A 14,123-nucleotide genomic window follows, 5' to 3' on the forward strand; every position below is an offset into this window, starting at 1 on the left:
GCACGGAGCGGGTGTCACCGTGCGTGACCGTTCCGTCCCGGCGGGCCGTGCGCCCGGGGGTGCTCCCCGGCGATCGGGACGTCGGCGTCGTACCGGCGCCCCCGGTCGCCGGCCGCCCTCCGCAGCCGCGCGCCCAAGGGAGACAAATCCCGATCCGCGAGGATCCTCGGGATCCCAACGGAAAGCGCACTACAAATACCGGCTTATCGGCGAATCGGGCGGAAATTTAATTTCAGTACCCAACTGGTCGTCGGGTCCGGCCGGACCGACCGAATTCACGACGCGTACGGGAACCACGGCTTCCGGTGGAGCGTTTCCCTTTTCGAGAGGGGGATCCCATGACTGAGGATCTGACGATGGGCGAGCAGATCGTGCTGCTCGCACTGGACGAGGAGACCGGCACCCTGCGCGAAGCGCCGCTGCGGGTGTCCCTGGCGGTTTCGGCGGCCGCCCTGCTCGAACTGGGCTTCTCCGGGTTCCTGACGGAGCGTGACGGCGCACTCGTGCCCACCGGAGCGCCGACGCCGGTGGACCCGGCGGCCGCGGCCATGGCCGAGCACCTGCGGAGCCGTCCCGGGGAGACGCCCCGGGAGTGGCTGCTGGCCGTACGCGAGCAGACACTCGGCGCGGCGTACCGGGGACTGTCGGAGAAGGGGCTGGTGCGGGAGCAGGGGCGGCGGGTCCTCGGCGCCTTCGGATCGGTGAAGTACCCGGTCACGGGCCTGTCGGAACGCGCGGCGCTGTGCGGACGGCTGACGGCCGTCCTCACCCGGGGCCAGGAGCCCGACGAGCGCGCGGCGGCGCTGATCACCGTGCTGCACCACGCGGGCCTGCGGGCCGTCCTGCCGCGGGACCCCGGGGAGGAGGTGCCCGAGGAGCGCCTGACCGCGATCGCCGGAGGGCAGGGCTCGGCCGCGGCTCTCGGGGACACGATCCGCACCACGGTCGCCGCCCTCACCGCGGTCATCGCCTCGTCCGCCCTGTAGGGGAAGGCGCCGCCCCGGCCGGTGGGCGGACCCGGCCGTCGGGTCCGCCCACCGGCCGGGCGGCTTATTCGCTGCTTCGCTGCAGTGATTGACAGTTGCATGCACCAATGTTCGAATAGAGCCATGGGGGAAATGGCCTTGACCGCATTGGGCATATCCAGTTTCGATGAATCCGTGTACAAAACCCTTTTACAAGAAACAGAATGGGGGGTATCCGACCTGTGCCTGCTCCTCGACCGTGACGACGAGGACATCCGCGCCTCACTGCGAAGACTCGCCGAGCAGGGCATGGTCCGCCTGGACGAACACGGCGAGCCGACCGTCCTCAGCCCCGACGAGAGTGTCGGGCGGCTCCTGGACCAGCGGCTCAGAAGACTGCACGCGGAGCAGCAGGAGGTACTGTCGTTCGGTTACTCGCTGATCCGCCAGTCCGTCGCCTGGCGTTCCCGCGGACAGCCGCGGGAGGACGACAGGAGCGTGGGCGACCGGGCCGAGGAGCTCACCGGCCGGGCCCGGCGCGAAGTGCTGGCGATGCATCCGGACTGGACCCTTCCGCCAGAGATGATCCCGGTCGCGCGTCGTGTCGGCCTGTCGTGCCTGCGGCGCGGTGTGACCGTGAAGGCCCTGGTGCACAAGCGGGCCCTGGAGGACGAGGCCACGTCCGCGCTCCTCACCGAGATGATCCGGCACGGTGCACAGGTCCGCCTCCTGGACGGAGGGTTCGAGTACGTGCTGATCGCCGACCGGGAGACCGTCCTCGTGCAGGCCGAGCCGGGCGCTTCGCCGAGCACAACGCTGATGGAGCAGGAGGCGCTGGTCGGTACGCTCCTCTCCTTCTTCGATCGCTGCTGGTCCCAGGCGCTCGACGCCTCGGCGCTGCTCCTGCCGGACCACGGCCCCGCCCCACTGGACGGGACGCACCTGAAGGTGCTGCAGGCCATGACGCGCGCCGACAAGGACGAGGTCGGAGCACGTGAACTGGGCATGTCCGTACGCACCTACCGGGGGCGGGTCGCGGAGCTGCTGAAGCACCTCCACGCCGCCACCCGCTTCCAGGCGGCCCTACGAGCCAAGGAGAAGGGCCTCATCTGACCGGCGCGCCCGCCCGCCGGGACCGCCCTCGGCCAGGTTCCTCACCAGCTCCAGCACACGCGGCTGGACGGAGGGCACCAGCCGGGCGGCCCGGCGGGCGTGCTCCACGCGGGAGCAGAGCAGGTTCCGCGCGAGGGCGTACCGCCCCTGTTCGGGCACCAGCACGAGCTCCTCGAAGAGCCTCACCTCGCCCGAGACCACGCGTTCGATCTCCTCGTCGAGGTCCCCGCTCCAGTCGAGGGGCCGTACCAGCGCACCGGAGTCGTCCATCCGCCGGTACCAGTGCCTCATGTCCGCCAGTACGGCGGCGCGGAAGGCCTCGTCGTACCGGCCGGCCCTGAGTTCGCACAGCAGCGCATGGGCGGTTCTCGCGTCGTCGAGGACGACCAGGGGCAGCCGGTGGGGGCGCGGCATCCGGTTCCTTCGGGTGCCGCCGTCCATCAGCAGGGCCGCCGTCGGTGCCACGACGGTGCGAAAGGTGTGGCCGGCGTCGGCCGCCCGCAGCCACAGGTCCCAGTCCTCCAGGCCCGCGCCGTCGCGCCAGCCCCCGACCCGTTCCACGAGACCGCGGCGATGCCCCACCCTCGACGGCTCGAACATGGGGCCCATCAATTGGAGTTGGGGGTGCCAGAAGGCCGACAGCGGCGCGAACTCGGCGGCCTCCCCGCCGTCGGCGTCGTGGTAGGTGCAGCCCGTCGCCGCGAGGTCCGCGCCCGCCCGCAACATGCCGAGCAGGACACGAAGGTGATCGGGCCGCCAGACGTCGTCGTGGTCCAGGTAGGCGATGAACTCGCCACGTGCGAGGGCCAGCCCCGCGTTGCGCGGCCCGCTGGGGTGGCCGCTCCGTTCGATGCGGTGGAGCCTGACGCGGGCGTCCTGCCGCGCGGACCGGCGCACCCAGTCCTCGGTGTCGTCGTCGCTCCCGTCCGAGACCACGAGCAGCTCCCACTCCCGAAGGGTCTGCGCGCGGACGGAGTCGATGGTCTCCGTGATCTTCCGTGACCTGTTGTAGGTCGGGCAGATCACGGAGACCGCCACCGCGTCGTTGCCGTTCACGGTCCTTCCCACCCTCCGTCGTCGAACCGGTTCACAGGAACACCGGCGTCCCCGGAGCGGTGTCCGCGGCGCTCAGGGCGAGCATCACGCCTGCGGCTCCGGTCGCCAGGTCCGTCGTGAGGCGCACGTTCTCCAGGCCCAGGAACGCCGGCCCGTCCTCGTGGGTGACCTCGTACAGGCCGATCGTGGCGGCGAGACGCTCGACCGCGGCGGTTTCCGCCGGTCCGGCCAGACGGGCGGCCGCCAGCAGCACGCCGGCGAAGCCGTGGAACAGCCCCGCGGTGTGGGGGACGCAGTCCAGGGCCGCCCGCAGGACGGTCTCGCAGGCCAGGGCGAAGCGCGGCTCGTGGCGCCGGGCGAGGTACTCCCTCAGGACCACGGCGGTGCCGCCACCGCCGGCGGCGAACGTGGGACGCGCGCCGGCCGCGCCGGCCGCCCAGCCCTCCTCCGCGCCCGGTTCCGCCCTCCACCCGAGGGCGCGCAGATCGGTGTCGAGCAGTTCACGGGCCCCGTCGAGCAGGCCGGTGTCGGGTGTGTGGGCGTGCAGGCGCAGCAGGAGCAGCGCACCGCCGGACCTGCCGCGCATCAGACCGGCCTCGCCGCGGCGGGGAGGCCGGGTCGCCGCGTTCTCGACCAGCTGCTCCGCCAGGACCGTGGCGTGCTTCAGGGCGGCGTCGTCCCCCGTGGCCCGTGCCATGTGCAGATGGGCGAGTCCGAGCCCGGCCCGGCCGTCCAGGAGGCTGTCGTTCGCGGGTTCCACGCCGGACGCCTCCTCCAGCAGGGCCGCGGCGGCATCGGTACGGCCGAGGTGCTGCAGGGCGCACGCGACACCGGACGTGCCGGTGTAGAGCCCCGGGGACGGGTGGGTGAACCGGCGCGCGGACTCCTCGAGCCAGTCGACGTGGGCGGCGGGAACGTCCGTCCCCGTCTCGCTGAGGGCCCACAGCACCCCTGCGGCTCCGTAGGCGAGGCAGGCTCCGCCCTCCGGCAGGATGAACTGGGCCGTGTCACCGGGGAAGAGGCGGTCCGTGCGCCGGGGCGTGGCCGTCGCGAGAACGCCCCGGCCCACGGTGGCCGGGTCCGGCCGGCCCGCGGTGGCGCGCCGGGCCGGCGCGGTGGGCGCATTGCCGGCCGCGCCGTCGCCGGCCGTGGGGGGCGCGAGGTCGGCGCGGACCTTGGCCCCGTAGTCCTCCGGGACCGGGTACCGGGCCTCCACGAGCTCGATCAGCCGGTCCGTCTTGCCGGCGTCCCACGGCAGGAGACTGGTGAGCGGGGTGAACAGGGCGATGCGCAGGCAGCCCAGGGCGTACCTGTCGATGTCCTTGCCTCGGTGACCGGGGGGCGCGGCGAAGCCGGGTGCCGCGTGGATCTGGCGCGCGGTGAGGTCGGTCGACGCCGTCTCCAGGTCGATGAACGCGACGGAGCCGTCCGGGCGGACCATGACGTTGCCGGGGTGCAGGTCGCCGAAGACGACGCCCCGTTCGTGCATCGCCCGCACCCCCTGCTCGATCTGGTCGAGCACCTCGACCGCCCACCGGGTGTAGGCGGCGGTCCTGTCCGGATCGGCGTTGGGGGAGGACGGGTTGTCCCTGGTGATCCGTACCGCGAGCGTCTCGCCCTCCACGTACTCCCGGACCAGGAAGTGGTGTTCGTGCCCCACCCGGGCCTCGATGAGTTCCGGCACCCACCGCAGACCGGCGAGCTTCCGCAGGCAGTCGCGCTCCCGGAGGAGCCGGGCGACCGCGTCCTCACCGCCGGTGTCGATCCCGGCGAGCGGTCTCGCCTCCCGGAGCAGGACGGGCTCGCCGGTGCGCAGATCGGTTCCGCGGTAGACGCCCCCGCCGTTGGAGAAGTGCAGGGCCTGTTCGGCGCGGTAGGGGAAGTCGCGCAGGGTGCCCGCGTTGCGCGCCTCCACCGCTTCCGTCAGACAGTCGGGGACGGTCACCCACTCCGGGGGCCGGAACGACGGACCGCGCACATCCGGCACCAGCCTGCCCTCGGGGTCCTCGATGCAGGGGACGACCTCCCCCCTCTCCGACTTCATCGTGCGCGCGACGAAACCGCCGTAGCGCACGTAGAGGGGACCGGAGCGCCATCGGAGGTCGCTGAGGATGTAGGGACCCCGCTCCCCGTCGAGGACGGCTCCCAGCTCGTGCAGCACGGAGGCCAGGCGGGTCTCGTCCTCGGGGTAGACGGTGATGAACTTGCCGCTGGCTCCGCGGTCGCCGTACTTGCCGTTGCGCCGCAGCAGCACCTGCCTGCTGCGGATGAACTTGAACGCCATGCGGTGGGCCACCAGCCACTCCCAGGACCGGACGAGGATGCTGTGCGCATTCTCCGAAGTGGCGGACACATGGACCTTCCAGCCCTGCGACGGCATCCGGTACCCGTGGGGGGTCAGCATGGTCCAGTCGGGCCCCGTGTGGCACGACCAGTCGTCGGGCGTCCCGGACGTCACGGCACGGAAGTCGTCGTCCATGTCGCCGGTGCCGGCCTCGTCCCGGTCGAAGAAGGGCGTGCCGGGCGCCAGGAACATCACACGCCGATGAGCATCCATGACAGGTTCAACCGCCTTCGGGAGTACGGAGGGATCGGAAGTGGCGGGCGGGGATCAGCGCCAGAAGGGCGCCAGGTACTTGAGGTAGAGCCAGTCGCCCAGGCGTCGCTCGCCCGCGCTCACCACGGCCTGGCCCGAGGTCCCCGCTGCCGGCCGTCCGCCGTCGAGGGTGATCCCGGAGGCCGGTACCCGTACCGGGTCGAGGCCCTCCACGGGGACGAAGGCGGAGAGCGGCGCCGACAGGTCCACGAAATCGGTGGAGTTCACCGTGGCCGTGCCCACCTGCTTCTGGAGCACGACGCCGCCGCTCAGCAGACGCACCTCGGCGCCGGGTTCGATGGCGCCGCGGTCGGTCGTGCCGGTCGCCACGAACACCGTCCGGCCCTGCTCCTCGACGAAGCCGCCGGTGACGGTGTAGGGCACGGACACCCCCCACAGGACCGCCGCCACAGCCGCGACCCCCGTCACGGAGACGGCGACGCGACGCCACAGGGGCGCTTTCGCGGCCCGGGCCTCCGCGTTCAGCCTGAGGGCGCCGGCGTAGAGGCGCAGCATCAGGTACCCGAGGGCGACGGAGACGACGACCGCGCCCACCAGTCCCGTGCTCTCCAGGACCGGGCCCCAGAGCGTGAAGGCCATGCTCACGACGTACAGCGGAAACAGCATGCACGCCAGACCGAACAGGGGCGCCCAGTCGACCCCGGGGAGCGCGCGTTCGTGGCGTCCGCCGAACAGCAGCCCGGCGACGAACCGGCGCGCGTCCGTCATGGACCGGTCCCGCAGGTGGGAGACGTCCAGGTGGCTCATGAGCGCCAGGTAGCCGTCCAGCTTGACGAACGGGACGGCGTTGAAGAGACCGGAGGCGTAGCCGGCCACCGTGAGGAGCAGCAGGAACTCACGCAGCGCGGGGCTGCCGCCCGCGGCCGCCACGACCACGGAGCCGACGCCGGCCAGACCGGCGATGACCGCCTGGGTGGCGATGCCGGCCAGTGCGACGCGTACCCGCTGGCGGTTCTTCGGCAGCCGCCAGCCGTCGGACACGTCACAGAAGAACGCGGGCGTCAGGTAGAAGAGCATGAAGCCCATGCGGCTGGGCCGGCCACCGTAGTGGCTCAGCACCAGGCCGTGCGAGAGCTCGTGCAGCATGGTGCCGCAGTACGTGGCGGCCACCAGCGCGATCAGCGCCGGGACGGAGATCGGCTCGGTCAGGGCGTTCGAGGTCGCCTCGACCTGGGCGACGAGACACAGCAGTCCCGCCACGGCGATGACCGCGGCCGCGACCGCCCAGCCGCGGTTGGCGAGACGGGCGGTGAGCGGACGGAACCTGCCCAGCATGCGGTCCGGACGCACCAGGGTGAACTGGACGGTGAGCGGCGGGACGAAGGTGATCCTCCGGTCCCTGCGCGGTGGGTGTTCCGCGTCCTCGAGGAGCCGGGTGCGCTGGGCACGCAGCAGGCCCTCGCCCACCAGCTCGGCGGTCCAGGGATCGCCGAGCTCCCTCGCCATGTCCTCGGGGTTGCGCGTGCCGTCGGCAAGGCTCAGGAGTCTCGCCATGCCGGCGGCCACCCGCAGGTAGCGCTGCGGGCCGGACTGGACGAGCCAGGGGGCGCCGTCCTCGACCGGCTCGTGCACCCGCACGTCCGGCGCCAGGCGCGGACGCTCGGGCAGGGGTGCCGGGGCCGTGTCCGCCCGCGGCCGGATCAGGGTCGGTCTCACGGCAGGTCCCTGCGCAGGAACAGGGTCCGGGCGGCGACGGTGCCCGCGGCGATCCACACCGCGAGGACCACCAGGGCCCACGGGATCGGCAGCAGGTCCTCGTGGCCGCCCCGGTACACGGACGCCATGGCCTCGTCGATGGTGAACCTGCCGACCTCCGGGATCAGCCGCAGCAGGCCCTCCCCGACCAGCCAGGTGCTGATCAGCAGGACGAGGACGGCGGCGACCTGCTGCCGGATGAGCAGCCCGAGCAGCGCACCCCACACGGCGCCCACCACGATGACCAGCATCACCCCGAGCAGCGTCCAGGTGGTGGTCGCCGTCCACTCGGGTTCCTGTGCGCGCCCGGCCAGGAACACCCACGGGCTGGCGGCGGCCAGCACACCGGCCACCAGGGCGAACACCGTGCCGCAGCCGACGACGGCGATCAGCTTGGCCGTGAGCAGCCGGCCCCTCCCCCCGCTCAGCAGGACCGACCGGCTGATGGCGCCGTTCCCGAACTCCCTGGTCACCGCGAGCATGGCGACCACCGCGGCGGCGAGTTCGACCATGAACCACCCTTGCACCAGGGTGGAGGTGATCTCGCGGGTGTCGCTCCCCTCCGGAGCCGCGGCGAGCTCCTGCTGCAGGAAGCCGGCGTCGGCCATCACGCACATCAGCACGGCCGCGGCGGCCACGCCCCACCAGGCACGCCCGGTCCAGACCTTGCGCCACTCGGCTGCGATCAGGTCACGCATGGGCGTTCTCCTTCACCGCGGGTCCCACCAGCTCGAAGAAGCGGCTCTCCAGGCTGACGCCGCCGTTCCGCGTCAGGTCGGCGACCGTGCCGCTGTAGCGCAGCGTCTTCTGGAGGATGACGATGTCGTCGGCCATCTGCTCGACCTCCGCCAGGATGTGACTGGAGACCAGCACGGTGCGCCCTTCGTCCGCGAGGGACCGCAGGAGCTCCCGGAGCCAGCGGATGCCGTCGGGGTCGAGTCCGTTGGCGGGTTCGTCGAGGACGAGGAGTTCGGGGTCGGCGAGCAGCGCGGTCGCCAGGGCGTGCCGCTGTCGCATGCCCTGCGAGTAGTCGCGGAGTTTGCGGTGGGCGTCCCCGGCGAGTCCCACCTGTTCGAGGACGTCGTCCACCCTCGTCCGGGGGAGGCCGAGGGTCTTCGCCCAGATCCGCAGGTCGGCTCGTCCGGTGCCGGCGCCGGAAGGACCGATTCCGTCGATGCTGACCCCCACCCGGTGCGCCGCACGGGGCAGGCGCGCGTACGGATGACCGAAGAGCGCGGCGCGGCCCGAGGTCGGACGCGCGAGGCCCAGCAGCATCCGCAGGGTCGTCGTCTTTCCGGCCCCGTTGCGTCCGAGGAGACCCACCACCCGGCCCGACCGGACCGTGAAGGACACGTCCTCGACCGCGGTCAGCTCGCCGTAGCGTTTCGTGAGTCCCGTGATGTCGACGATGTCGGTCACCCTCCGACCCTCCCCCTCGCACGGAGGTACAGGCCGACACAGACGATGAGCGCCAACTCGACCCCGATGCAGATGAGGAGCCCTCTGGTGCGGTCCGGCCCCTGGGTGAGGGCGTAGACCACGCCCGGGGCGGCCACCGCGGTGACGAGCCCGAGGGCCATGAGGAACCGGACATGGCCGCGAGAAGCTGCTTGAGGCATCAGGTATTTCTCCTCTGCGGCTCGGGGCCGCACGTATATTCATCGGTGCGGCCCTGTTCCGGATGCTCATGGCCAGCATCCGGAACAGGGCTTCGTCCGTCAGGCGTCCGACCGGTCAGGTCGCGATGACGGAGGTGACGGCGATGGTGCTGTAGGCAGCGCTGACGCCGGCCGAGATGGCGGTGCTCGCGAGGAAGCTGTCCCACCAGTCAGGCGCCTCCATGCCCTCCAGCTCCTCCATGGCCAGCTCCTGCATGGCCAGCTCCAGGGCGGAGTTGTTGTCGTCCTTCATTCCTTCTCACCTCCTTCGAGGGGTCTTCGGCGGCTGCTTCCGGAGGCCGCCCCGTTCGGCGGCCCTCCGGATCAGGTCGCCAGCGTGACGATGGAGACGTAGGAGATGACGCCTCCTGCGCTCAGGCCTCCGACGGCGCTCAGCGCCTCGCTCCAGCTGAAGTCCGGGGCGTCGAGCGCCTCCAGCTCCTGCATGTCCAGCTGCTGGGCCTCCAGCTCCTGCAGAGCCAGTTCCAGAGGTGCGGACACGGCGCTGTTGTTCGCGGTCTGCATGGTGTTTCCCCCTCCCGTGGTGTCGCGGGCCGTCCGCCGGCGGACGCCGGCGGAAGTCTGTGGTGTGTGATGTCCTCGCGGTGCGCCGTCACCGCGCCGCGAGCTGTGGCTGTCCGACGGCCTCGGCCATCACCCGCCGGACATCGGCGAGTGCGAGGGCGCCCAGGGTGGGCAGGCCGTCGCCCCACGCGCGCATCGTGGACCGGGCGATCCGGTCCGTCCGCTCCGCGGTCGCGTCGATGCCGCGCCCGATCCGCCAGGCGTCCAGCAGATCCGTGACGCCCTCGACCGGGTCCGCGGACAGCGCCGGCCGGTGGGCCGGGGCGACGGCCTCCCAGAGCCGCCGCAGCCGGCGGGCGCAGCCCCAGCGGTCGTCGCCTTCCGCGATCCGCCGCCACAGGGGTGGCAGCACCGCGGCCGCGGCCGTCATCTTGCGGAGGCCCAGACCGGTGGAGAGCTCGTTGGCCAGGTACCAGCCCTTGCAGGCGCACGGGTCCCGGCCGAGGTTGAACCACTGGCCGTGGCTCACCCCGCTGAGCTTGGCGATCTCCAGACGCAGCAGGTCGCCGGGGGCCTCGCCCGCCCGCCGGACGGACGCCAGCTCGGCGCCCAGCACGACCAGCCGCCCGAGGAGCGTGAGGGCGAAGGCGTCCTCCGAGGGAAGGTCCTGCGGGTCCCCCACGTACATGCCGGCCACCCGGAAGAACACTTCGAGGACGCCTTCCGCGAGGAGCTCCACGGGCAGTGTCCGGGTGGCGACGGGGTCGAGCACCGCCACGTCCGGCTGCAGCCCGTTGCCGAGCACCAGGCGTTTGCCCTGCGGGCCGGCGAGGCAGGCGCCGCCGCTCAGCTCGCTGCCGGTGCCCACCGTGGTCGGCACCGTGACCAGGGGGATCCTGGGCTCCGCCTCGGCCGGGAGCAGCACCAGACCGCTGCGGTGCCGCACCGCCAGCCTGTCCCGCACCACGGGGGCCGCGCTCATCAGCACGGCCAGCTTGGCCTGGTCGAGCAGTGTTCCCCCGCCGACCGCCAGGACGAGTTCGCTGTCACGGAGCCGCTCGGCCAGTGCCGTCACGCTCTCCAGCGTGCCGGGGCCGTCCGGCACCAGGCGCTCCACCGACCGTCCCGCCCACGCCGCGCACGCGGACACCTGGTCCACGGTCTCCGAGTCGGCGACAGCCGGGTCCGCGAGCAGGGTCAGCGTCCGTCCCTCGTGGAGGGGCAGCCACTTGGCCAGTCCGCCGATCCCGTAGGCGACCTGGGTGAGGCGGCGGTTGCTCAGGTTCCACACCGGATCCATTCAGACCGCCTCGGACTCTCTGCCGAGCCCGGAGCGTTCCCGGGCGTGCGCCCTCACCCCGAGACGGACGCACTCCAGCAGCTCGGCGAGTTCGTCGTCGGTGTAGATCAGCGCCGGGAGGATCTGCACCCCGTTGACGCTGGGGTGGACCACCGCGCCGGCCCGGCGGATCGCGGCGACGACCTCCGGCACCTCCTGCTGGGGCAGTGGGTCTCCCCCGGGCGTGCGCAGCCGGATGGATCGGAAGCAGCCGATGCCCGTGGTGGCCGAGACCAGCGGTTCGGTGGCGACCAGGTCCTCCAGTCGCTCGTCCAGCAGGGCCGACAGGCGTCGCGCCGAGGCGACCGCGTCGAGCCGTCGCATCTCCTCCACCGTGGCGAGGATCGCCGCACAGGTGACGGGCGTTCCGGCCTGGGTCTCCCCGTGGACGAACACGTCACCCGTCGCGTCGAAGGGTTCGGCGAGCGCCCGGGGCATCAGTACGGCTGCCGCGGCGTGCGTGCCGTTGGTCAGTCCCTTCGACGTGATCAGCAGATCCGGTGGGGCCGGCCACCGCTGTGAGGCGAAGAAGTCGCCGGTGCGGCCGAACCCGGTGGCGACCTCGTCGGCCACGAGGAGGAACCCGTGGCGGTCCCGGAGTTCGAGCAGCGTCTCCACGTACTCCGGGGTGAGGGGCACCGCCCCGCTGCCGAGGACGGGTTCCACCACCACGGCCGCGGTCCGGCTTCCCTGCTGGGCCGCCAACCGGACGATCTCGTCGCCCGCGTTGGGCGTCACATGCCTGACGAACCGCTGGTCGACGCCGTAGACGGACTGGCCGAGATTCTCGCCGGTGAGTGCGAACCCGCCGAAGGTCAGCCCGTGGTAGCTGTCGCGGAGGCCCACCACGAGCTTGCGCGTGCCGTCGCCGCGCAGCGCGTGGTAGTGCCTGGCCAGCTTCATCACCAGGTCGTTGGCGGCACCGCCGGAGGTCGAGAAGACCACCCGGCCGTAGTGCTCCGCCCCCGCCGCCTCGACCAGCGCCCGCGCGGCGCGCCTGGCGTAGACGTTCTCGTAGCGGAACACCGACAGGTAGGAGGCGTCACGCAGGGCGTCCGCGCAGGCCCGGGCGATCGCCTCGTTGCCGTAGCCGAGGTTCGCGTTCCACAGGCCGCTGGCGCCGCAGAGCAGTTCACGGCCGTCCTGGAAGCGGATCCTGACGCCTTGCGCCGACACGGCGCACAGTTCGTCGGCCCCGTGCAGGCGGGGTTCGAGCAGCGAGGGCCACAGTTCGGTGGGCATCAGACGGCCTCCGCCTCGAGCAGGACACCGGTGTGGCGGGGGGAGGCGGCGGGCAGCGGATGACGCGCCACGACGCGCAGTCCCGCGGAAGCCAGTTCCCGTGCGAGGTCGTCGGCGGGGAGGACCCGGATGGCCGTGGTGAGCACCCGTACCGGTCCGTCCTGCGGCGTCTCCCGCTGGACCGGCAGGATGGTGACCCTGCGGACCTCCTGGCCGGCCCGCCAGTGTTCGATCATCCGGTAGCGTCGGCCGCTGGCGCCCACCGCCTCGAGGTCCAGATCGTCCCCGTCGGCGCCGGTCACGTCGACGGTGGAGAGCAGAAACCTTCCGCCGGGCCTGAGGTGGGCCCGCACGGCCGCGTAGAGTCCGGCCCGCCCCTCGGCGTCGAGCAGGGAGACGGATGTGGTGCCGAGCACCACCACGGCGTAGGTGCCGTCGAGCTCGAACGCGGACATGTCGCCCCGCACCACGGTGCACCGCTCCCCGATGCCCGCCGGGGCCCCGGCGAGCCGCTCGCGGAGCAGCGCCACCATGCTCTCCTCGAGCTCCAGGGCCGTGACCTCCCGGCCCAGCGCGAGCAGGGGCAGCGTCAGCCGGCCGGATCCGGCGGCGAGTTCCAGCACGGGACCGGGAACGGCGCGGACCGACCGCAGCAGTTCCCTGATCTCGGTGGTGTCGACGGCCGCCAGGTCGTGATAGACCGAAGCACCCGCCTCGTCGTACAGGTCGTGCATGCTGACCCGGTCCCCGTACCCGGCCAGGACCCGGCCGGCCAGTCCCGGGACCGCCGTGGCCTCCGTCGTCGTCATGCGGTCGCCTCCAGCACGGGGGCACCCGAAGCCAGCGGGGCTCCCCTGTCGGCGAAGAACGCGAGGACCCGTTCGACGACGGCCCGGTCCACCGGCCCGCTCCCCGTGTCCGCGGCGTTCCCTTCCGCGTACGCGCACACGGCTTCGGCGCTGCCGAGGACCAGCAGCATCTCCGTGATCTCCGCCGCGCGCCGGCCGAGCTGGAAGATCCGGTCGTCACCCGGGACCCTGACGTACGCCTTGTCCGACGTCCAGCAGAGGAACGGCGCCTCCGGGTCGTCCGTGTCCAGGGCCCCGTCGACGGCGTCGAGCCCGGGCACGAGCCGGTGGCCGAAGCCGGAGACCCTGGGGTCGGTGATCCCCCGCGTCCGGAGGTCGCGCAGCAGATCCAGCGTGGCCAGGTAGCGGGCGAGCCAGGGCCTTCGGAGCACGGCGGGGCCGCGCACCTCTTCCGGGAGCACCGCTCCGAGCGGCACCGCGCCACCCGCCTCGCCGGCCGCGTTCAGGCGCCGCCATGCCGCGTGCAGGGCCGCGGCCGGATCCCCGGCGCTCCCCAGCCGCAGTCCCTGCGGCGAGACGGAGACCCCTCCGTCCCGGTCCACGTAGAGCCTGGTGCCCGGTCCGTCGCCCGGGACGCGGGCTCCGAGGGCGGAGAGGTCGGCGATCTGCACGGCCGGGCTGACCGTGAACGGAGCGAACCCGCCCTCCGCCCTGGCGGCGTCGGCGTCCGCGAGGAACATCTCGAAGTCCGTGCCGCCGGCCACCCGTACGAGCGTCGTGCCGAGCAGCGACATGTAAGGGCTGACGCCGTAGTCCTGGCTCTGGAGGAACAGGACGTCACCGATCGAGGCGTCGCCCTCCGACCCGCTCAGCGATCCCTCGTACCCCACGACGGTGGCACCGGACCCGTCGTCCCGGCCGTCCCGTGCCGCCGGGGCGAGGACGAGCGTCCGCGGCCCCACGGCGTCCGAGCCGAGCAGCGCGTCCAGGAAGGCCGGGTCCTCCAGCACGACGGTGGCGGCCTCCGGCCCCGACGTGTCACCAACCGGCGGGCGCCCGGTGACCCAGGAGCGCAGATGGCGTCCCACCCGGGGGATCAGTTCC

The 14,123-nt window shown here is 72.6% G+C and carries 14 protein-coding genes; 2 read left to right on the forward strand and 12 right to left on the reverse strand.

Going from position 1 to position 14,123, the window contains the following annotated elements; translation table 11 throughout:
* Positions 1-338 precede the first annotated feature (338 nt).
* Positions 339-986: a GOLPH3/VPS74 family protein gene (locus ABTY20_RS18140; protein WP_351997995.1), complete on the forward strand. Its 648-nt coding sequence runs from the start codon at positions 339-341 to the stop codon at positions 984-986.
* A 132-nt stretch (positions 987-1,118) separates the two neighbouring features.
* Positions 1,119-2,078, forward strand: a complete 960-nt coding sequence (locus ABTY20_RS18145) for a helix-turn-helix domain-containing protein (protein WP_351997996.1) — start codon at positions 1,119-1,121, stop codon at positions 2,076-2,078.
* On the opposite strand, the gene ABTY20_RS18150 is transcribed toward ABTY20_RS18145, so the two are convergent.
* The 12 genes from ABTY20_RS18150 to mpaB form a co-directional block, all read right to left on the reverse strand.
* On the reverse strand, positions 2,049-3,134 hold the full coding sequence (locus ABTY20_RS18150; RefSeq protein ID WP_351997997.1) for a glycosyltransferase family 2 protein: 1,086 nt from the start codon (positions 3,132-3,134) through the stop codon (positions 2,049-2,051). The two genes, ABTY20_RS18145 and ABTY20_RS18150, sit on opposite strands and share 30 nt — an antisense overlap.
* Positions 3,135-3,165: 31 nt before the next feature.
* On the reverse strand, positions 3,166-5,691 hold the full coding sequence (gene lanKC / locus ABTY20_RS18155; RefSeq protein ID WP_351997998.1) for a class III lanthionine synthetase LanKC: 2,526 nt from the start codon (positions 5,689-5,691) through the stop codon (positions 3,166-3,168).
* 54 nt (positions 5,692-5,745) lie between these two features.
* A complete protein-coding gene (mpaP, locus tag ABTY20_RS18160; protein ID WP_351997999.1) occupies positions 5,746-7,407 on the reverse strand; it encodes a daptide biosynthesis intramembrane metalloprotease in 1,662 nt (553 codons plus the stop codon).
* Entirely contained in the window at positions 7,404-8,144 is a 741-nt protein-coding gene (locus tag ABTY20_RS18165) for an ABC transporter permease (protein WP_351998000.1), read from the reverse strand. Before ABTY20_RS18165 ends, mpaP begins: the two co-directional genes overlap by 4 nt.
* A complete protein-coding gene (locus tag ABTY20_RS18170) occupies positions 8,137-8,865 on the reverse strand; it encodes an ABC transporter ATP-binding protein (protein WP_351998001.1) in 729 nt (242 codons plus the stop codon). Before ABTY20_RS18170 ends, ABTY20_RS18165 begins: the two co-directional genes overlap by 8 nt.
* Positions 8,862-9,065 (reverse strand): hypothetical protein, encoded by a 204-nt coding sequence (locus ABTY20_RS18175; protein WP_351998002.1) that lies wholly within the window; start codon positions 9,063-9,065, stop codon positions 8,862-8,864. The genes ABTY20_RS18170 and ABTY20_RS18175 overlap by 4 nt, the downstream gene beginning before the upstream one ends.
* A gap of 115 nt (positions 9,066-9,180) precedes the next feature.
* Positions 9,181-9,357 (reverse strand): hypothetical protein, encoded by a 177-nt coding sequence (locus ABTY20_RS18180; RefSeq protein ID WP_351998003.1) that lies wholly within the window; start codon positions 9,355-9,357, stop codon positions 9,181-9,183.
* 71 nt (positions 9,358-9,428) lie between these two features.
* Positions 9,429-9,629, reverse strand: coding sequence for a daptide-type RiPP (locus tag ABTY20_RS18185; protein ID WP_351998004.1), 201 nt, complete (start codon positions 9,627-9,629; stop codon positions 9,429-9,431).
* A gap of 88 nt (positions 9,630-9,717) precedes the next feature.
* Positions 9,718-10,929 (reverse strand): daptide-type RiPP biosynthesis dehydogenase, encoded by a 1,212-nt coding sequence (gene mpaC / locus ABTY20_RS18190; RefSeq protein WP_351998005.1) that lies wholly within the window; start codon positions 10,927-10,929, stop codon positions 9,718-9,720.
* Positions 10,930-12,210 carry a daptide-type RiPP biosynthesis aminotransferase gene (gene mpaD / locus ABTY20_RS18195; RefSeq protein WP_351998006.1) on the reverse strand — a complete coding sequence of 427 codons (1,281 nt, stop codon included), beginning with the start codon at positions 12,208-12,210 and terminating at the stop codon, positions 10,930-10,932.
* Positions 12,210-13,019: a daptide-type RiPP biosynthesis methyltransferase gene (gene mpaM, locus ABTY20_RS18200; RefSeq protein ID WP_351998007.1), complete on the reverse strand. Its 810-nt coding sequence runs from the start codon at positions 13,017-13,019 to the stop codon at positions 12,210-12,212. Before mpaM ends, mpaD begins: the two co-directional genes overlap by 1 nt.
* The gene (gene mpaB, locus ABTY20_RS18205; protein WP_351998008.1) at positions 13,016-14,107 is read right to left on the reverse strand and encodes a daptide biosynthesis RiPP recognition protein; all 1,092 of its coding nucleotides are present in this window, start codon (positions 14,105-14,107) and stop codon (positions 13,016-13,018) included. Before mpaB ends, mpaM begins: the two co-directional genes overlap by 4 nt.
* Between the last annotated feature and the right edge of the window lie 16 nt (positions 14,108-14,123).

The sequence above is a fragment of the Streptomyces sp. NPDC126497 genome (assembly GCF_040302425.1).
GTDB lineage: Bacteria > Actinomycetota > Actinomycetes > Streptomycetales > Streptomycetaceae > Streptomyces.